Genomic DNA, 13,664 nt, shown 5'->3' with positions numbered 1-13,664 from the left:
CTCCTTTTTGTTTAGCTGAGGCCGGCGATGCGGGCGTTGCGTTCGCGCTCCAGTTTGGTGATGAAGCGTTGCACCGATGCCAGGTTGCCGCGCGAGATGTCGACAAACTCGCAGCCCAGGCGGCGGTTGGTCTTGTTGTTCAGCAGCGTCAGGTCCAGCGAGTTGCGGACCTGTAGCGTGGTGCTTACCTGGCCGATTTCCGGCAGGTCGATGCGGCAGTCCGGGTACTCCTTGCCGATTGCGTTCCCCAGGATCATTTTGTTATCGAGGATGGCAATGCCGCCGCAGCTGATGTCGGCCAGCGGGAAGGTGGTCGGGCCGCCCAGCTCGGCCGGCAACGGGATCTGCACCCGCACCGGGTTGGTCACCGGCGTCGCGATGCGGTAGAACTCGCGCCGCTGCAAGCGCACCAGCGTCGCTGGCATGGCGATCTTGAAGGCCGGATTGCCTTCAAACGTGGCGGCCTCGACCTGCTCGGCGGCAAACAGGATGCGCACCTTGTCCAGCGTGGTTTCAAACGACAGCCGGCGCGACGCCAGTATGCGCTTGTTTTGCTCGGGATCGATGGAACAGTCGAGGTAGACGGCGTTGGCGGTTTCGTCAACGTCCAGGATGGAGGTCACGCAGACATCGGCCTCGCCGGTGATCAACATGCGGATCAGCTGGTTTTTTTCGCCGATGCCGCGCAGCAGGGCATAAATCTCCCGTCGCGACTCAACTTCAAAATCATGCCAGTTTTCCAAGTCCGCATCCTGAAAGTGTGAAAACATCTAGTGCCAGTCGAGTCAAATTTCGGTAAGTGGGATGCTGGTATCCGGTGCCGGAGGCAGGGGCAGGCCAGACTTTTGCGCTGCTTCAATATGATATAGCCAGGCCAATAGTTCCGCAATCGTCCGGTACAACATCGGGGGAATCTGTTGATCTAAGTCAACATCCATGAGCAGCGAGACAAGCTCCTTGGACTCGTGGATGGCAACGCCGGCCTCCTGCGCCACGTGGATGATCTGCTCGGCGATCAGGCCGCGGCCCTTGGCCACCACCTTGGGCGCCGGCTGGCCGTTGTCGTAGGCCAGCGCCACCGCCTGCTGCAGCGGCTTGCGCGGGGCGTCGTCGCTCATGGCTGGGCCTCGTCGTCCTGGCTGATGGTTAGCGACGACAGCTGGGCGCCGGCCGCTTCCATCGCGCTTTCCAGCTGGCCGGCCCAGGCGCGCAGCGTGACGGCGCTGTTTTCGCTGTCGGTCTGTACCTGGATGTGGACCTGGTCGCCGATCAGCGTCACCGCTGCCGACACCGCGCCCAGCAGCGGCAGGCGGAAGCGCACGCCGCTGCGCCACATCGGTTCGGCGCCGGCTTCGGCGTCGCCGCCGCCCTTGCTGCCTTCGCGTTCGTCGCGCCGCACTTCCCATTGCATCTGCTGGCCGGGCCAGGCCTGGCCGTTCCACAGGACGCGGTTCTGCTCCTGCGTGTGCAGCTGCTGGTTGATCATCTGCGCGGCGCTCAGGTCGGGACCGCTGGCGGCGGCGCGGGCAGCGCTTTCCTGGCCTTGCTGCAACAGGCGCTGCATCTGCGGCTCGCGCATCAGCTCGGCCAGCGGGCGCTCGCCCTTGACCCATTCTGCCACGTGGGATTCGTAGAACAGGCCGCTCTTGGAGATGGTGTCCTGCAGCTTTTGCGCCAGGTCGGCGGTGTCCGGCGCGGCGTTGCCAAACAGCGCAGTCTTGCCGATCAGCGCCAGTTGCGCCGCCTGGCCGGCCTGGCCGGCCATGGCCGTGCTGAGCACATTGGTCAGCACGCGGGCGGCGCTGCTCAGCGTCGGCTGCGGTGTGTTGGCGCCCAGTTCCGGCAACTCGTGCGCCGGCGTCAGCGGCGCCTTGCCGAGCAGCGTGGCAGCCAGGGTTTGCGGCTTGACGCCATCGGCCGGGGCCGGATTGCCAGCGGCCAGCGCTGCTGCCGCCGACTGAGCCTGGCCGGCGGGCGTGGCCAGCGCAGCGGCGGGATTCGGCGTGGCGGCCGCAGCGCCAGCAAGCGCCGGCCGGGCCGCTGCTGCGCCAGGCGCGTCCGGCAGTTCGGCCGCCGCGCCAGCTGGCAAGCCGGGACGACCGGCGGCTGCTGTGTTGGCAGGCGTGCTGGCAGGCTGGCTGGTGGCACCGGGCCGGGTTTGGCCGGGCACGGCGTCGCCGTCGGCGGCTGCTTCAGCGCCATCGGCTGGTGCGCCCGGCAATGCCGGATTGCCCGGCGTGGCGCCGCTGGCCGGCTTGCCGCTGCCTGGCACATACACCGCCGCGCCTTGCGACGGCAGGGTAGTGGCGGGTTCGCCTTCGGTAGCGCCACCCTCGGTGTACAGCACGGTGGGAGCGCTGCCCGGTGGCGCATTGCCCAACTGAAAAGTCGGGCGCGGCTGGGCGCTGAGCACGGTCAGCGGCACATTGCTGCCGACTTGCGTGTCGCCCGGCAGCATCATGCGCACGGAATTCTCGGCCACCTTGACCAGGTAGCTGCCATCCTTCAGCTTGGACAGCACTTCGGCGCTGACGGTCTGGCCGACCAGGCTCTGCAAGGTACGCTGGAAGGCGGCCTGGCGGCCGTCGCCGATGGCAACGCCAACGCCGTCAGCCGGCTTGACCGGCGTGAGTCCAGCGTCCAGGCGCGGCAACATGGCGCGCCCCTGCTTTAGACGCTACCGTAGGCGTTGACGACGCGCCGTTCAGTGCCGGTGGAGTTGATCAGTTTGGACAGCTGCGCCATCCATGGCATGGTCAGGTCGCGGATCTGGCGGTCGGCGTTCAGCATCTGGCGGATCAGTTCAATCTTGCGTTCGCGCTCGGCGCCGCTCATCGGCTGCTGCGCTTCCTGCTCGCGCAGCGCCTGCACGTGGGCGGCGCAGCGCTGCTCCAGCAAGGCCAGGGTATCCCAGTCGCTGCGCGTGGCGGCTTGCACCATCTGCTCGGTGAGGTCGGCCATGGCGGCGTACACGGATAAAACGTCTTGAATCGTCATCATAAATCAGGCGCTCGCGAGGTTGGGTTGGGGAATGCCGCCAGCGGCGGGGGTGTCGGCGATGGCGTTCCAGGCGTCGCGCAATTCGGTCAGCAAGCGCTGGACTTCCTCGATGATGCCGGGATCGTTGTTGATATTCGCCGTCAGCAGACGGCTGCTCATATACTCGTACAGCGCGTCCAGTCCTTCGGCGATCTCGCCGCCGGCCTTCTTGTCGAGCGCGGCGCGCAGGCCGCTGTCGATGATCATGATGGCCTTGGAGATCGATTTGCCTTTCTCGCCGATATTGCCACTGCGCATGCCGCTTAATGCGGTGCTCAGCGCGACCAGCGCGCCGTCGAACAGCATCACGATCAGCTTGTGGGGGCTGGCTGCCACGACACCGGTTTCCATGCCTACCTTGGCATAGGCGTTAGCGCCAGTTTGTCGAGATCCGAACATACTTTCTCTCCTGTTATGCGTTCCGTCAGGTGTTGGCCGACAAGGCGGCCAACTGCTGCGTCAGGAACTGCTGAGTGGTGGTCATGCTGGCGATCGCCGTATCGAGCGCCGTGTATTGTTTGCGGTAGCGTGCTTCGATGTCGACCAGGCGCAGGCTGAAGGCGTCGCGCTGTTTGGTGATGTCTTTCACGGTGTTATTCAGGCCGGTTGTGCGGCTGGCAATCGCACCGCTGGAGCCCAGATAACCTGCTGCCAGCGTATTGAGCTGGTAAGCGTAGCCCTGCGAGAAGCCGAAGCTGCCGCGCGAGCCTATCTCATCGCCGGTAATGGACAGCTTAAGCCCTTCGACCGGCGCCCCTGGCGCACCGGTCAGCGTTTGGCCATCGCCAGTCGCGGTATAGCCGCCGATGGTGCCTGCCACGTCTTTGCCATCGACCGAGGCACCGCCGCCAAACACGGTGGAGACCGCCGTGCCGTTGGCGCTGCTGACGTGAATATTCGATTTGGAGCCGTAGCGGGTCGACGTCAGCGATAATTTGCCATCTTCGCCGACCGTGGCGCTGACGGTGGCGCCAGCGGTGGAAAACGCGCTGACGCCATTGATGGCTGACTGCAACATGGTGGCCAGCTGGCTGGGATTGTACGTACCTGCCGGCAACGAAATGGTGGCCGTATTGGCCAGCGTGGCGGGCTTGGTGTCGTTCAGCGTGACGGTCCACTTGGTATCGCTGTCGATCGTGGTTTCCGTCGGCAGCACCAGATCACCTGCCAGCGTGCCCTTGGTGGCCAGTTGAGTGATATTGATATTGTAGTCGCCAGCCTGGGTCTTGCTGGTCGAGCTGACGAATTTGATGTCGGGATCGGTGCCACGGCCGACCGCCGCAAACAGGCCGGGAATGTCGTTGATGTTGTTGTTGACCGCGTTCTGGAACTTGGTGGTATCCAATGCCAGCGTGCCATCCTTCTGGAAGGAAATGCCGATCTGCGACAGATTGGTCAGCGAGGTGCCTTGCAGGCCGGCGATGGAGCTGGATAACTGCCGCCGCAGCGATGATTGCAGGTTGCGCAGGGTCGAGTCGCCTAACAGCGGCCCACCGCTCTTGGTTTCCGCGTCATAACCACCCAGGCTGTTAATCTGGGTGCTCAGGTCGTTATACGCCTTGATGAAGCTGTTGACCGAGCCGGTAAGTCCCGAGGTGTCGGAGGCCACGCTGATCGTGCTGCTGCCGGTCTTGATGGCGGTGATGGACACGCCAGGAACGGCGCCGGTAATACTGGTGCCAGCGCTGGTGACGGCAATGCCGTTGACGGTCGCCTTGGTATCGCTGGCCGCTGCGGTTTGCGATAAATTCTGTGTGCCGGCCGGATCGTAGGACAGCAACTTCACCAGATCCGCATCCGGCGGATTGCCGCCGGAGCCGGACAGCGTGATTTTCATGGTGGAGGTGGCACCGGTCGAGGTCGACGTCAGAATCAGGTGATTCGGCGTTGCGCCAGTGCCGGTGCTGCCGTCCGAGACGATGCTGGCGGTGACGCCAAAGCCCCCTTTGTTGATGGCGGCAACAATGCCTTGCAAGGTATTGTTGGAACTGTCGATGACAATGTTGCCGCTGGTGCGGGTGGCGTCGGCGGCAAAGCCAGCGTCAAGATACGCCCCGCCGGTGCCTGCTGTTAAACCGGCCCCGGCCGGATTGGTGCCGGCCACGGTGATCGGGCTGCCGTCAGCGGAAATCAGCGAAATCGAGCCGATCGCCGTGGTGGTGGAGCCGATGTTGGCAGTACCGCTGTTGCCGATGCCGCCCGTCACGTCGCCGGTAACGCCTTCGGCGATGGCGATGTTATTGCCGTCCGCATTCTTGAACTGCAGATCGCCGCCGGCCGCTGTGCCGGTGACCGTGATGTTGGCATCCGCCAGCGCCCGGCTGACGGCGGTGTCGCCGCTCAGCGCCGCGTCCAGTGCAGCGGCGGTCACGCCATCGCCGCCAGCCACGCCGGCCTGCTGGACGGCGATTTCCACGCCGCCCACCGACAATGTGTAGCTGCCGCCGCCGCTGGTGTCGACATTGCCGAAGCTGGAGGTGCCGCCGCTACCGAACAGCGTGGCGCTGGTGACGGTGGTGCTTGCCTTGGCCGATACACCAGTGGTGGTGCTCTTGGCGTTGATGGCGTCCGCCAGCAGGCGAGCACTGCGGGTGCTGCCATCGGTGGCGATTGCGGTGCCGTTAATGGAGAGCGATCCCGGCGTCAGGCCGCTGGTATTCAGGCTGGCGCCCAGCTGGGTGCCGGTGACGCCGAACATGCCGCCGCTGACGGTACCGAGGGAAAAACTGACCGTGGTTTTGCTGCCAAGGCCGATCGCCGCCGTGGTGCTCTTGTAGCCACCGGAGGCCAGCGTCTGGGCTTGCGCCACCTGCGAGATGTTCACCCGGTAGCTGCCGGGCAGCGCCTCGCCGCTGGCGGTAGCGGTCAGCACCGAGGTATCGCTGGGCGTTGCGGTGCGGGTCTGGAAGCTCCCCAGCGAAGTCAGGCTGGACAAGGAAGACTGAAATGAGCCCAGCGCGCTCGACAAGTTGCCAAACGCGGACACCTGGCCCAGATAACTGGCCGACTTCTTGTCGAAGTTCGTCAGTGGCTGCGACTCGACCGCCATCAGCTTGCTGACGATGTCGTTGACGTTCAGGCCTGAACCGATGCCGGGAGTTGAGATGCCCACTTTGTGCTCCTGTGTAAAACAATAATATAAGTCAATATCGGCAAAATCAAACCGGACTTGAGAGGGGAGATTACCAGCCAGTTCGCACTAAGCTGAAAAACAGGCAGTTGTTGACAGGCTGATACTGCGCTGTGATTCGCAGCAATGAGGGGAGGGCTCCTGAAGTCAGGATGCCACAGATGGGAGAAAAGCGGCGCGCGGGGCGCGCACCGCTTCAGGCGGTCTGCTGGATCAGCAGGCCGGTGCTGCTGGACTTGGATTCCAGCGCCTTGGCGATTTCCAGGGCTTCCGGGGTCGGAATCTGGCGCAAGACTTCCTTGGTGCTTTGATCGATCACTTTGACCACGGTGCGCTTGGTATCGCTGTCGACCGAAAATTCCAAACCTTGCGACTTGGCCTGGGCCGATTTGTTAAGTTGCGATACGGCTTCGTTGACCTGGTCCAGCGACGGTACCGCAGCGTTGCCCTTGACGGCGTTAGCGGTGTCGACCGCGGTGGCTGGCGCACGCGCCACACCCGCTGCCACGCTGGCATCGCCGCTGACCGGGGCCCGGTCAGCGGTGCGGCTGGTGGTGGCAGTGCCTATGCTATCGATAGTCATGATGCTTCCTTTACGAAAAATCCCCGGCTGAATAAATCAGCCGGGGAACCTGGTCAGAGCGCTAGGTTGTTCCTAAATTAGCTCATTCCGGGGCTTGCTTAGCCACGCAGCAGCGACAGCACGCCGTTCGGCAGCGAGTTGGCTTGCGCCAGCATCGCGGTACCAGCTTGTTGCAGGATCTGGCCGCGGGTCAGGCTTGCGGTCTCTGCAGCGAAGTCGGTATCCTGGATACGGCTACGCGAGGCAGACAAGTTCTCGGTAGCGGTGTTCAGGTTCGAAATGGTCGAGGCGAAACGGTTCTGGATCGCACCCAGCGAAGCGCGGTTGCTGTTGATCTGGTTCAGCGCCGCATCGATGGTTTTCAGTGCTGCGTTCGAACCGTCGACGGTGCTGACGTCCAGTTTGGCGACCGATTGCAGCGAGCTTGCCTGGGTGGCAGTGACGATCGTCGCGGAGGTGCTGCTGACCGAGAAACCGCTGTCTGCCGAGAAGTCCAGGTGGCCGCCCACACTGATCGACGAACCGGCACCCGCATTGACTACCGGGGTAGTGCCGCTGTTGTCAACGGTGTCTGCAGCACCGCCGGCGCCGAAGGTTTGACCAGTGGCGATGGTGGCTGCCGTGGTGCCCGACGCAGGCTTGTCGGCGCCGCGCATGAAAGCAGTAGCCAGACCATCATCCGTTGCCGTGTTGGTGTTCTGGATCTGGATGTCGTCGCCAGTGCCGTTGGTCAGAACGATTTCCTTGGCGGTACCCGCCGAGTTCATCTTGACCGACGCGCTGACACCAGTGGTGCCGCTCTGGGCATTGATGGCCTGGGCCAGCGACGACACGTCGCCGCCTTTGACCTGAGCCGAGATCGTCACTGCCGCCGACTCGCTGTCGTTGGCTACCGAATTGCTGCCGCGCAGGGTGAACTGGTAGGAACCGTCCTTCATCGCGGTGGCGGTTGCGCCGGCCGTTGGATCGCTGCCCGACAGGGTAGCGGTGGTGGTCGCAGAGGCTTTGACGCCGCTGGAACCGCTTTGGCCGTTGACTGCTGCAGCGATTGCCTTGGCGCTGTCGTTGGCCTTGACCGCGACATTGGTGGTGACGCCCGAGCCGGAATTCAGCGTCAGGGTTTGCGCGTCAACATTGTTTTTATTGCCTGCGATGGATTCCGAAATTGCCGTGCCGCCGTAAGCCGAGGTCGCGGTGTTGTTACCCAGATCAGTTGCCTTGGCCGAGCCGACGCCGATGTTGATGGTCTGGCCGGAGTTGGCGCCTACCTGGAACTGGGCCGAGGTCAGCGAGCCGTCGAGTACGTTCTGGCCGTTGAACTGGGTGGTGTTGGCAACGCGGTCCAGCTCTTGCGACAGGGCGGAAACCTCGTTCTGGATCGATTTGCGGTCGGAATCCGAGTTGGTGCCGTTGGCCGATTGCACGGCCAGTTCGCGGATACGCTGCAGCAGGTCGCCGGCGGTGCTCAAGCCACCCTCGGCCGTTTGAGCCAGCGAAATACCGTCGTTGGCGTTACGAGCAGCGGTCGTGTTACCGCGGATTTGCGACGTGAAACGCTCGGAAATAGCCAGACCAGCAGCATCGTCTTTTGCGCTGTTGATACGCAGGCCGGACGACAGACGTTGCAGCGAGGTCGACAAGTTGGCTTGCGACGAGGTCAGATTACGTTGCGAATTCAGCGATGCTACGTTGGTGTTGATGACTTGTGCCATGATGTTTCTCCAAACTGGTACTACTTCATTGTGGGCCAGGTGCCTCAGTTAGCCTTGGTCTGCCGCTCTGTTACGCGACAATCAAACCGCAGTTATTACCGGTAACGGGTTCCCATGTGGAAAGTTTAGAGCTGGAAATGCGGTAAATTTTTGATTTTAGGCCTAAAGTTCGCTATGGATGAGCGTCTAAACGACGCCTGAAAACGAAACTTTAGGGCGAAAAATAATTTATTTTGGGCGTAAAAAAGCCCGGCGCAGGGCCGGGCTCGGGGCGGCAGCGGAGAAATCTGGCTTAATCAGCCACGACTACCCGGTTCTTGCCGGTCTGTTTGGCGGTGTACATGGCCTTGTCGGCCCGTTTGACCAGCTCGGTCTGCTCTTCGTTCGGGCGGCGCAGCGCCACGCCGGCCGAGAAGGTGATCAGCACTTTCTCATTATCGTGCAGGAAGAAGTGCTTGGTCAGCTCGCGCTGCAAACGGGTCATCGTCGATGCTGCTGCTTCGACCGTGGTTTCCGGCATCAGAATCAGGAATTCCTCGCCGCCGAAGCGGGCGATCACGTCCATCGAGCGCAGCGTGTCCTTGACGATCTTGACCAGGTGCTTGAGCGCGGCGTCGCCGGCGATGTGGCCGTAGGTGTCGTTGAGCTTCTTGAAATCGTCCAGGTCCAGCACGGCGATGCACAGCGGCGTGCCGCGGCGGTCGGAGCGCGCGGTTTCGCGCTCGAACACATCGTCCAGGCCGCGACGGTTGAGGCTGCCGGTCAGCTGGTCTTCGCGCACCAGCTCGCTCAGGTGCTGCAATTTGGCTTCCAGCGTGTGGATGCGCGCCTCGGCGTCCTGCACTTCCTGCTTGGCCAGCATCATCTTGTCGCGCGCCTTCAGCGCTTCGCTCTGCACCAGCCGGGTTTCCTTCAGCACCTCGTCGAGGATGCTGTTGAGTTCGGAGATATTGTCGGCCTTGCTGATCTTGTCCGAATAGCCGCCGATCTTCTCGTGGAAGTCGCCGGTCGACGCGGCCACCTGGCTGAGGCGGTCGATAAAGGTCATCATCATGTTCTTGACGGTGAGCTTGACGTCCGCCAGGCTGTGCTTCAGCTGGCCTTGCTTGTAGATGACTTCCTTCAGGCTGCGCGTGGCTTCTTCCAGCGCGCGCACGTCCAGCGGGCCGGCGATCAGGTTCTGCACCGCCTCGATCTGGCCGCGCAGCCAGCTGTCGTCGTCCAGCAGCTCGCTGACGTTTTCCAGCAGCAGCTTGAACAGGCGCAGCAGCAGTTCCTGCTGCTCGCCGCTGTCGCCGCCGCGCACTTCGATCTGGTAGCACAGCTGTTTCAGCCGCGCGGCGATCTCGGCCAGCGCTTCCTCGCTGTGCGCCAGCTTGGTGGCGGCGCCCAGCGATTCAGCCTCGGCCGCCAGCACCGGCGCGCCGGCCAGCAGCGAGGCCACCGCGAAGGTCAGCGTGCGCGACAGCAGATCGCGCAGGCTGCGCGCCTGTTCGCTTTCCTCGCCCGGCATGCCGGCGACCTCGATGCCTTTTTTCGGCGCCACCATATGCTTTTCCACCAGCTGCGACAAGTTGCGCGCATAGGCTTCCCAATCGCGCGACTTGACTGCGCGGTTGAAGCGGCGGCCGAATTCGCCCAGCTCGCCGCTGCTTTCGGTCATGCGCGTGGCGAACTGGCTCAGCACCGATTCCGGTCCCGGGTCGTTGCTGCCCAGCGGTGCGGCGGCGGGCGCCACCGGCTCGGGCGCGATGCCGGCAATCTCGTTATAGATCTCGCGATAGGCTTCTGGCGTCGGCGCAATGCGGCGCACCGCCAGGCGACGGAACGCCTCGCGCGCGATATCGGCCGGGTTTTGCTCGGGCGTGGTGGGTTTGCTGGACATGATGACGCGCGTACCTCTTAATGGATTACCAATTACGGCAATGATAAGCGCGCCGCCCGGATGGCATTGCCTGAATAAGGAGGGGGAAGGTGGCTTTCATCAAGGCATTAACTATTTTTCTTTGGGCAACTATGAATACATGAATGTATTGCTATATTACCCGCGCTTATTCAATGAGTTGATTTTTTATTGCGTAATGCGTCAGTTCGGCGCTGTTTTTCAGCTTCATCTTGACCAGCAGGCGGGCGCGGTACTCGCTGACCGTCTTCACCGACAGCGACAATTCCTTGGCGATGGTGCCGACCGTCTTGCCGGAGGCGATCATGGTCAGCGTCTGGTATTCGCGGTCGGACAGGGTTTCGTGCAGGGGCGCCTCGTGGTCGTCGCCGACGTGGTTGGCCAGTTCCTGCGCCAGCGCCGGGCTGATGTACTTGAGGCCGCCGCCTACCTGGCGGATCGCCGTCACCAGTTCCTTCGGGGCGCTCTGCTTGGTCAGGTAGCCGGCCGCACCGGCCTTCAGCGCGCGGATCGCGTACTGGTCCTCGCGGTGCATCGACAGCATCAGCACCGACAGTTCCGGCTTTTCCTTCTTCAGCTGCTTGAGCACCTCGATGCCGTTGCGGTCCGGCAGCGATATGTCGAGCAGCATCACCTGGCAATCGGACTTGCGGAACAGCTTGATGGCGTCCAAGCCGTTCTCGGCCTCGCCGGCGACCACGATGTCGCGGGTTTCGGCGAGGATTTGCTTCAAGCCTTCGCGCACAATGGCGTGGTCGTCGGCGATGAAGACCTTGATGATGGCTTTTTCTGTCATGAATCTGTTTACCCTGTTGTGTCCTGCTAGTGTGCTCTCAGACACATTATTTCGCAGCAGAAATGTTTTCTTCCGCTATTGTAGCGCCAGCCGATGGCGCCATGACGCTGTCCTGAACAGTATCTCGCTTAATTTTGATGGAAACCACGGTACCGCCGCCGCTGGCGTGGCTCAAGCTCAACGTGCCACCCAGCGCGCGCGCGCGTTCGGCCATGCCGCGCAGGCCGAACGAGGCTGGTTTGCTGCGGTCGGCCTGCGCGATGCCGTCGCCGTTGTCGCTGATTTTCAGGCTGACGTGGTAGCGCAGCCGCGCCAGCTTGACGCTCACCTTGCTGGCGTTGGCGTGCTTGGCGATATTGGTCAGCGCTTCCTGGGCGATGCGGAACAGCGCGGTGGCGTGGTCGGTGTCGAGGCCGATATCGCGCTGGTTGGCGCTGAAGCTGGCGTCGATGCCGGTCTGCTTGGCGAATTCCTTGACCTGCCATTCCAGCGCCGCCACCAGGCCCAGGTCTAGCAGCGCCGGCCGCAGGTCCAGCGAAATGCGGTGAATGGCGTCGATGGTGCGGTCGACCAGCGCGTCGACGTAATCGGTTTTCTCGCGCAGTGCCGGCTCGGCGCCGTCCAGGCGCGCGGCCAGCATCGCCACCGCCATCTTGATCGCGGTCAGGTTGCCGCCCAGCTCATCATGGATTTCGCGGGCGATGCGGGTGCGCTCCTGTTCCTTGACGCGGTCGGTGTGCGCGCTCAGCTCGGCCAGGCGGGCGCGCGAGTGGCGCACTTCCAGCTGCTCCAGCTTGCTGTCGGTGATATTCGTCATGATGCCGTCCCAGCGGATGGACCCGTCTGCCAGCGTGTGCGGCGTGCTGCGCAAGTTGATCCACTTGACGTCCTTCCACGCCTCGACCCAGATGCGGCCCTCCCAGTTCCAGCTCCACAGCGCCTTGGCCGAGGCCTGCATGGCGTCCAGATAGGACTGGCGGTCGACTTCCAGGATCAGCGCCAGGAAGCGCTGCGGTTCGGCGTGCAGCTCGGTGGCGGGCAGGCCCAGCAGCGCCAGGCAGCCGTCGCTCAGGTAAGGAAAGCTGACCTGGCCGTCCGGGTGCAGCACGAACTGGTACACCAGGCCGGGCGTATTGGAAACAATGGCGGCAAAACGTGCGCGCACCTGTTCCAGTTCGGCGATCAAATCCTGGCTATCGTGATGGGAGTGGTGAAGGGCGCTCATGGGCTTGCCATTCTATCGTGTGTGCCAGCGGCTGCGGAAGCGCTTTAGCAGGCGGCGGAAGCGCGCCACCCAGCTGCGCGGCTGCGGCACGGCGTGCTGGCGCCAGTGGTGCAAGGCGCTGCGCAGTGCCGCCACCTTTTGCCAGGCGCGGGTGGCGCGCAGTTTCTCGATCCAGCGCTCCTTCAGCGCCAGGAACCAGGCCAGCAGCGCGGCGAACCAGACGATGGTCATCAGTACCGGCCGCGTCAGCAAATACAGCCGCGCCACCGCCGCCGCGCCGCCCAGCTTGGCCAGCACGATGACGGCCACGCCGGTCAGCGGATAGCCATGCGCCATCGCCCACAGTGCCAGCAGCTTGACCGGAAACAGCAGCGTGGCCGGCGCCACGAACAGCACCAGCGCCGCCTTCGGGCCAAGGCGGCAGATCCAGTCCTCCAGCCGGTGCAGCGGCGGCCATTGCGCCAGCCGGTTCATCAGCCGCGAGCCGATATTCCACAACCAGTCTTCCAGCAAAAGCAGCAGCGCAGCCAGATAGACCAGCGGCGCGAGCAGCCAGCGTTGAAAGCGATTCAGTAGTCTCATGGGCGTTCCCTTGCCAGCATGATACGTGAAAGCCGTTACAATAGGCCGCATGAATAAAGCATTTGTCAAAGAGAGCGACCAGGACGGTGACGACGAAGCCGCAGCGCTGGCGTTGGCGATTCCGGCTGGCTCGAAGAACTACATTCGTCCCGAAGGCTATCAGCGCATCAAGGATGAATTGCTGCAACTGATCGATGTCGACCGGCCGGAAGTGGTGAGAATTGTCCATTGGGCCGCATCCAACGGCGACCGTTCGGAAAACGGCGACTACATCTACGGCAAGCGTCGGCTGCGCGAGATCGACCGCCGCATCCGTTTCCTCACCAAGCGCCTGGATTCAGCCGCGATTGTCGACCCGAGCGCGCACTACGGCAGCGACCAGGTGTTTTTTGGCGCCACCGTCACCTATAGCAACCAGAATGGCGAAGAGCGCACCATCACCATCGTCGGCATTGACGAGCTGGACCCGCTGAACGGCAAGATCAGCTGGGTGGCGCCGGTGGCGCGCGCGCTGACCAAGGCGCGCGAGGGCGACACCATCACCTTCCAGGCGCCGCACGGCGTCGAAGAGCTGGACATCCTGGAGGTGCGCTATCCCGCGCCGGCCGCTGATTGACAAAACCGGCCTGCTCAAGCGCCGCAGACCTCGCTCGCCAACAAAGCCTGTTGGTACGAGCCACGATAAATCCGGGGT

13 protein-coding genes are annotated in these 13,664 nt (G+C 63.2%); 1 reads left to right on the top strand and 12 read right to left on the bottom strand.

Annotation, left to right across the window (positions count from 1 at the left end; all coding sequences use genetic code 11):
• Window positions 1–11: 11 nt before the first annotated feature.
• The 12 genes from BLS51_RS07765 to BLS51_RS07710 all read right to left on the bottom strand — a co-directional run bounded on the left by BLS51_RS07765 (window position 12) and on the right by BLS51_RS07710 (window position 12,970).
• A complete protein-coding gene (locus BLS51_RS07765) occupies window positions 12–770 on the bottom strand; it encodes a flagellar brake protein (RefSeq protein ID WP_090181916.1) in 759 nt (252 codons plus the stop codon).
• Between the two features lie 15 nt (window positions 771–785).
• The gene (locus BLS51_RS07760; RefSeq protein WP_090181919.1) at window positions 786–1,118 is read right to left on the bottom strand and encodes an EscU/YscU/HrcU family type III secretion system export apparatus switch protein; all 333 of its coding nucleotides are present in this window, start codon (window positions 1,116–1,118) and stop codon (window positions 786–788) included.
• Window positions 1,115–2,656 (bottom strand): flagellar hook-length control protein FliK, encoded by a 1,542-nt coding sequence (locus tag BLS51_RS07755; RefSeq protein ID WP_229207516.1) that lies wholly within the window; start codon window positions 2,654–2,656, stop codon window positions 1,115–1,117. Before BLS51_RS07755 ends, BLS51_RS07760 begins: the two co-directional genes overlap by 4 nt.
• A gap of 14 nt (window positions 2,657–2,670) precedes the next feature.
• A complete protein-coding gene (locus tag BLS51_RS07750) occupies window positions 2,671–3,000 on the bottom strand; it encodes a flagellar protein FliT (protein WP_090181921.1) in 330 nt (109 codons plus the stop codon).
• A 3-nt stretch (window positions 3,001–3,003) separates the two neighbouring features.
• Window positions 3,004–3,438, bottom strand: coding sequence for a flagellar export chaperone FliS (fliS, locus tag BLS51_RS07745; protein WP_090181923.1), 435 nt, complete (start codon window positions 3,436–3,438; stop codon window positions 3,004–3,006).
• A 25-nt stretch (window positions 3,439–3,463) separates the two neighbouring features.
• The gene (fliD, locus tag BLS51_RS07740) at window positions 3,464–6,151 is read right to left on the bottom strand and encodes a flagellar filament capping protein FliD (protein WP_090181925.1); all 2,688 of its coding nucleotides are present in this window, start codon (window positions 6,149–6,151) and stop codon (window positions 3,464–3,466) included.
• A gap of 214 nt (window positions 6,152–6,365) precedes the next feature.
• Window positions 6,366–6,752, bottom strand: a complete 387-nt coding sequence (locus BLS51_RS07735) for a flagellar protein FlaG (protein WP_090181927.1) — start codon at window positions 6,750–6,752, stop codon at window positions 6,366–6,368.
• A 98-nt stretch (window positions 6,753–6,850) separates the two neighbouring features.
• Window positions 6,851–8,464 carry a flagellin N-terminal helical domain-containing protein gene (locus BLS51_RS07730; protein WP_090181929.1) on the bottom strand — a complete coding sequence of 538 codons (1,614 nt, stop codon included), beginning with the start codon at window positions 8,462–8,464 and terminating at the stop codon, window positions 6,851–6,853.
• A 292-nt stretch (window positions 8,465–8,756) separates the two neighbouring features.
• On the bottom strand, window positions 8,757–10,349 hold the full coding sequence (locus tag BLS51_RS07725) for a GGDEF domain-containing protein (protein WP_090181930.1): 1,593 nt from the start codon (window positions 10,347–10,349) through the stop codon (window positions 8,757–8,759).
• 166 nt (window positions 10,350–10,515) lie between these two features.
• Entirely contained in the window at window positions 10,516–11,163 is a 648-nt protein-coding gene (locus BLS51_RS07720) for a response regulator (RefSeq protein WP_090181932.1), read from the bottom strand.
• Between the two features lie 46 nt (window positions 11,164–11,209).
• The gene (locus tag BLS51_RS07715) at window positions 11,210–12,388 is read right to left on the bottom strand and encodes a sensor histidine kinase (RefSeq protein WP_090181934.1); all 1,179 of its coding nucleotides are present in this window, start codon (window positions 12,386–12,388) and stop codon (window positions 11,210–11,212) included.
• A gap of 12 nt (window positions 12,389–12,400) precedes the next feature.
• The gene (locus BLS51_RS07710) at window positions 12,401–12,970 is read right to left on the bottom strand and encodes a hypothetical protein (RefSeq protein WP_090181936.1); all 570 of its coding nucleotides are present in this window, start codon (window positions 12,968–12,970) and stop codon (window positions 12,401–12,403) included.
• A 49-nt stretch (window positions 12,971–13,019) separates the two neighbouring features.
• Between BLS51_RS07710 and greB the strand changes: the two genes are divergently transcribed.
• Window positions 13,020–13,586 (top strand): transcription elongation factor GreB, encoded by a 567-nt coding sequence (greB, locus tag BLS51_RS07705; protein WP_090181938.1) that lies wholly within the window; start codon window positions 13,020–13,022, stop codon window positions 13,584–13,586.
• The last annotated feature ends 78 nt before the right edge of the window (window positions 13,587–13,664 follow it).

Origin of the sequence: Duganella sp. OV510 (assembly GCF_900100205.1) — a bacterium.
In the GTDB taxonomy this organism is placed as follows: Bacteria; Pseudomonadota; Gammaproteobacteria; order Burkholderiales; family Burkholderiaceae_D; genus Rugamonas.
Note: the sequence above shows the minus strand (reverse complement) of the source record. Positions and strands in the feature narration are given on the sequence as shown.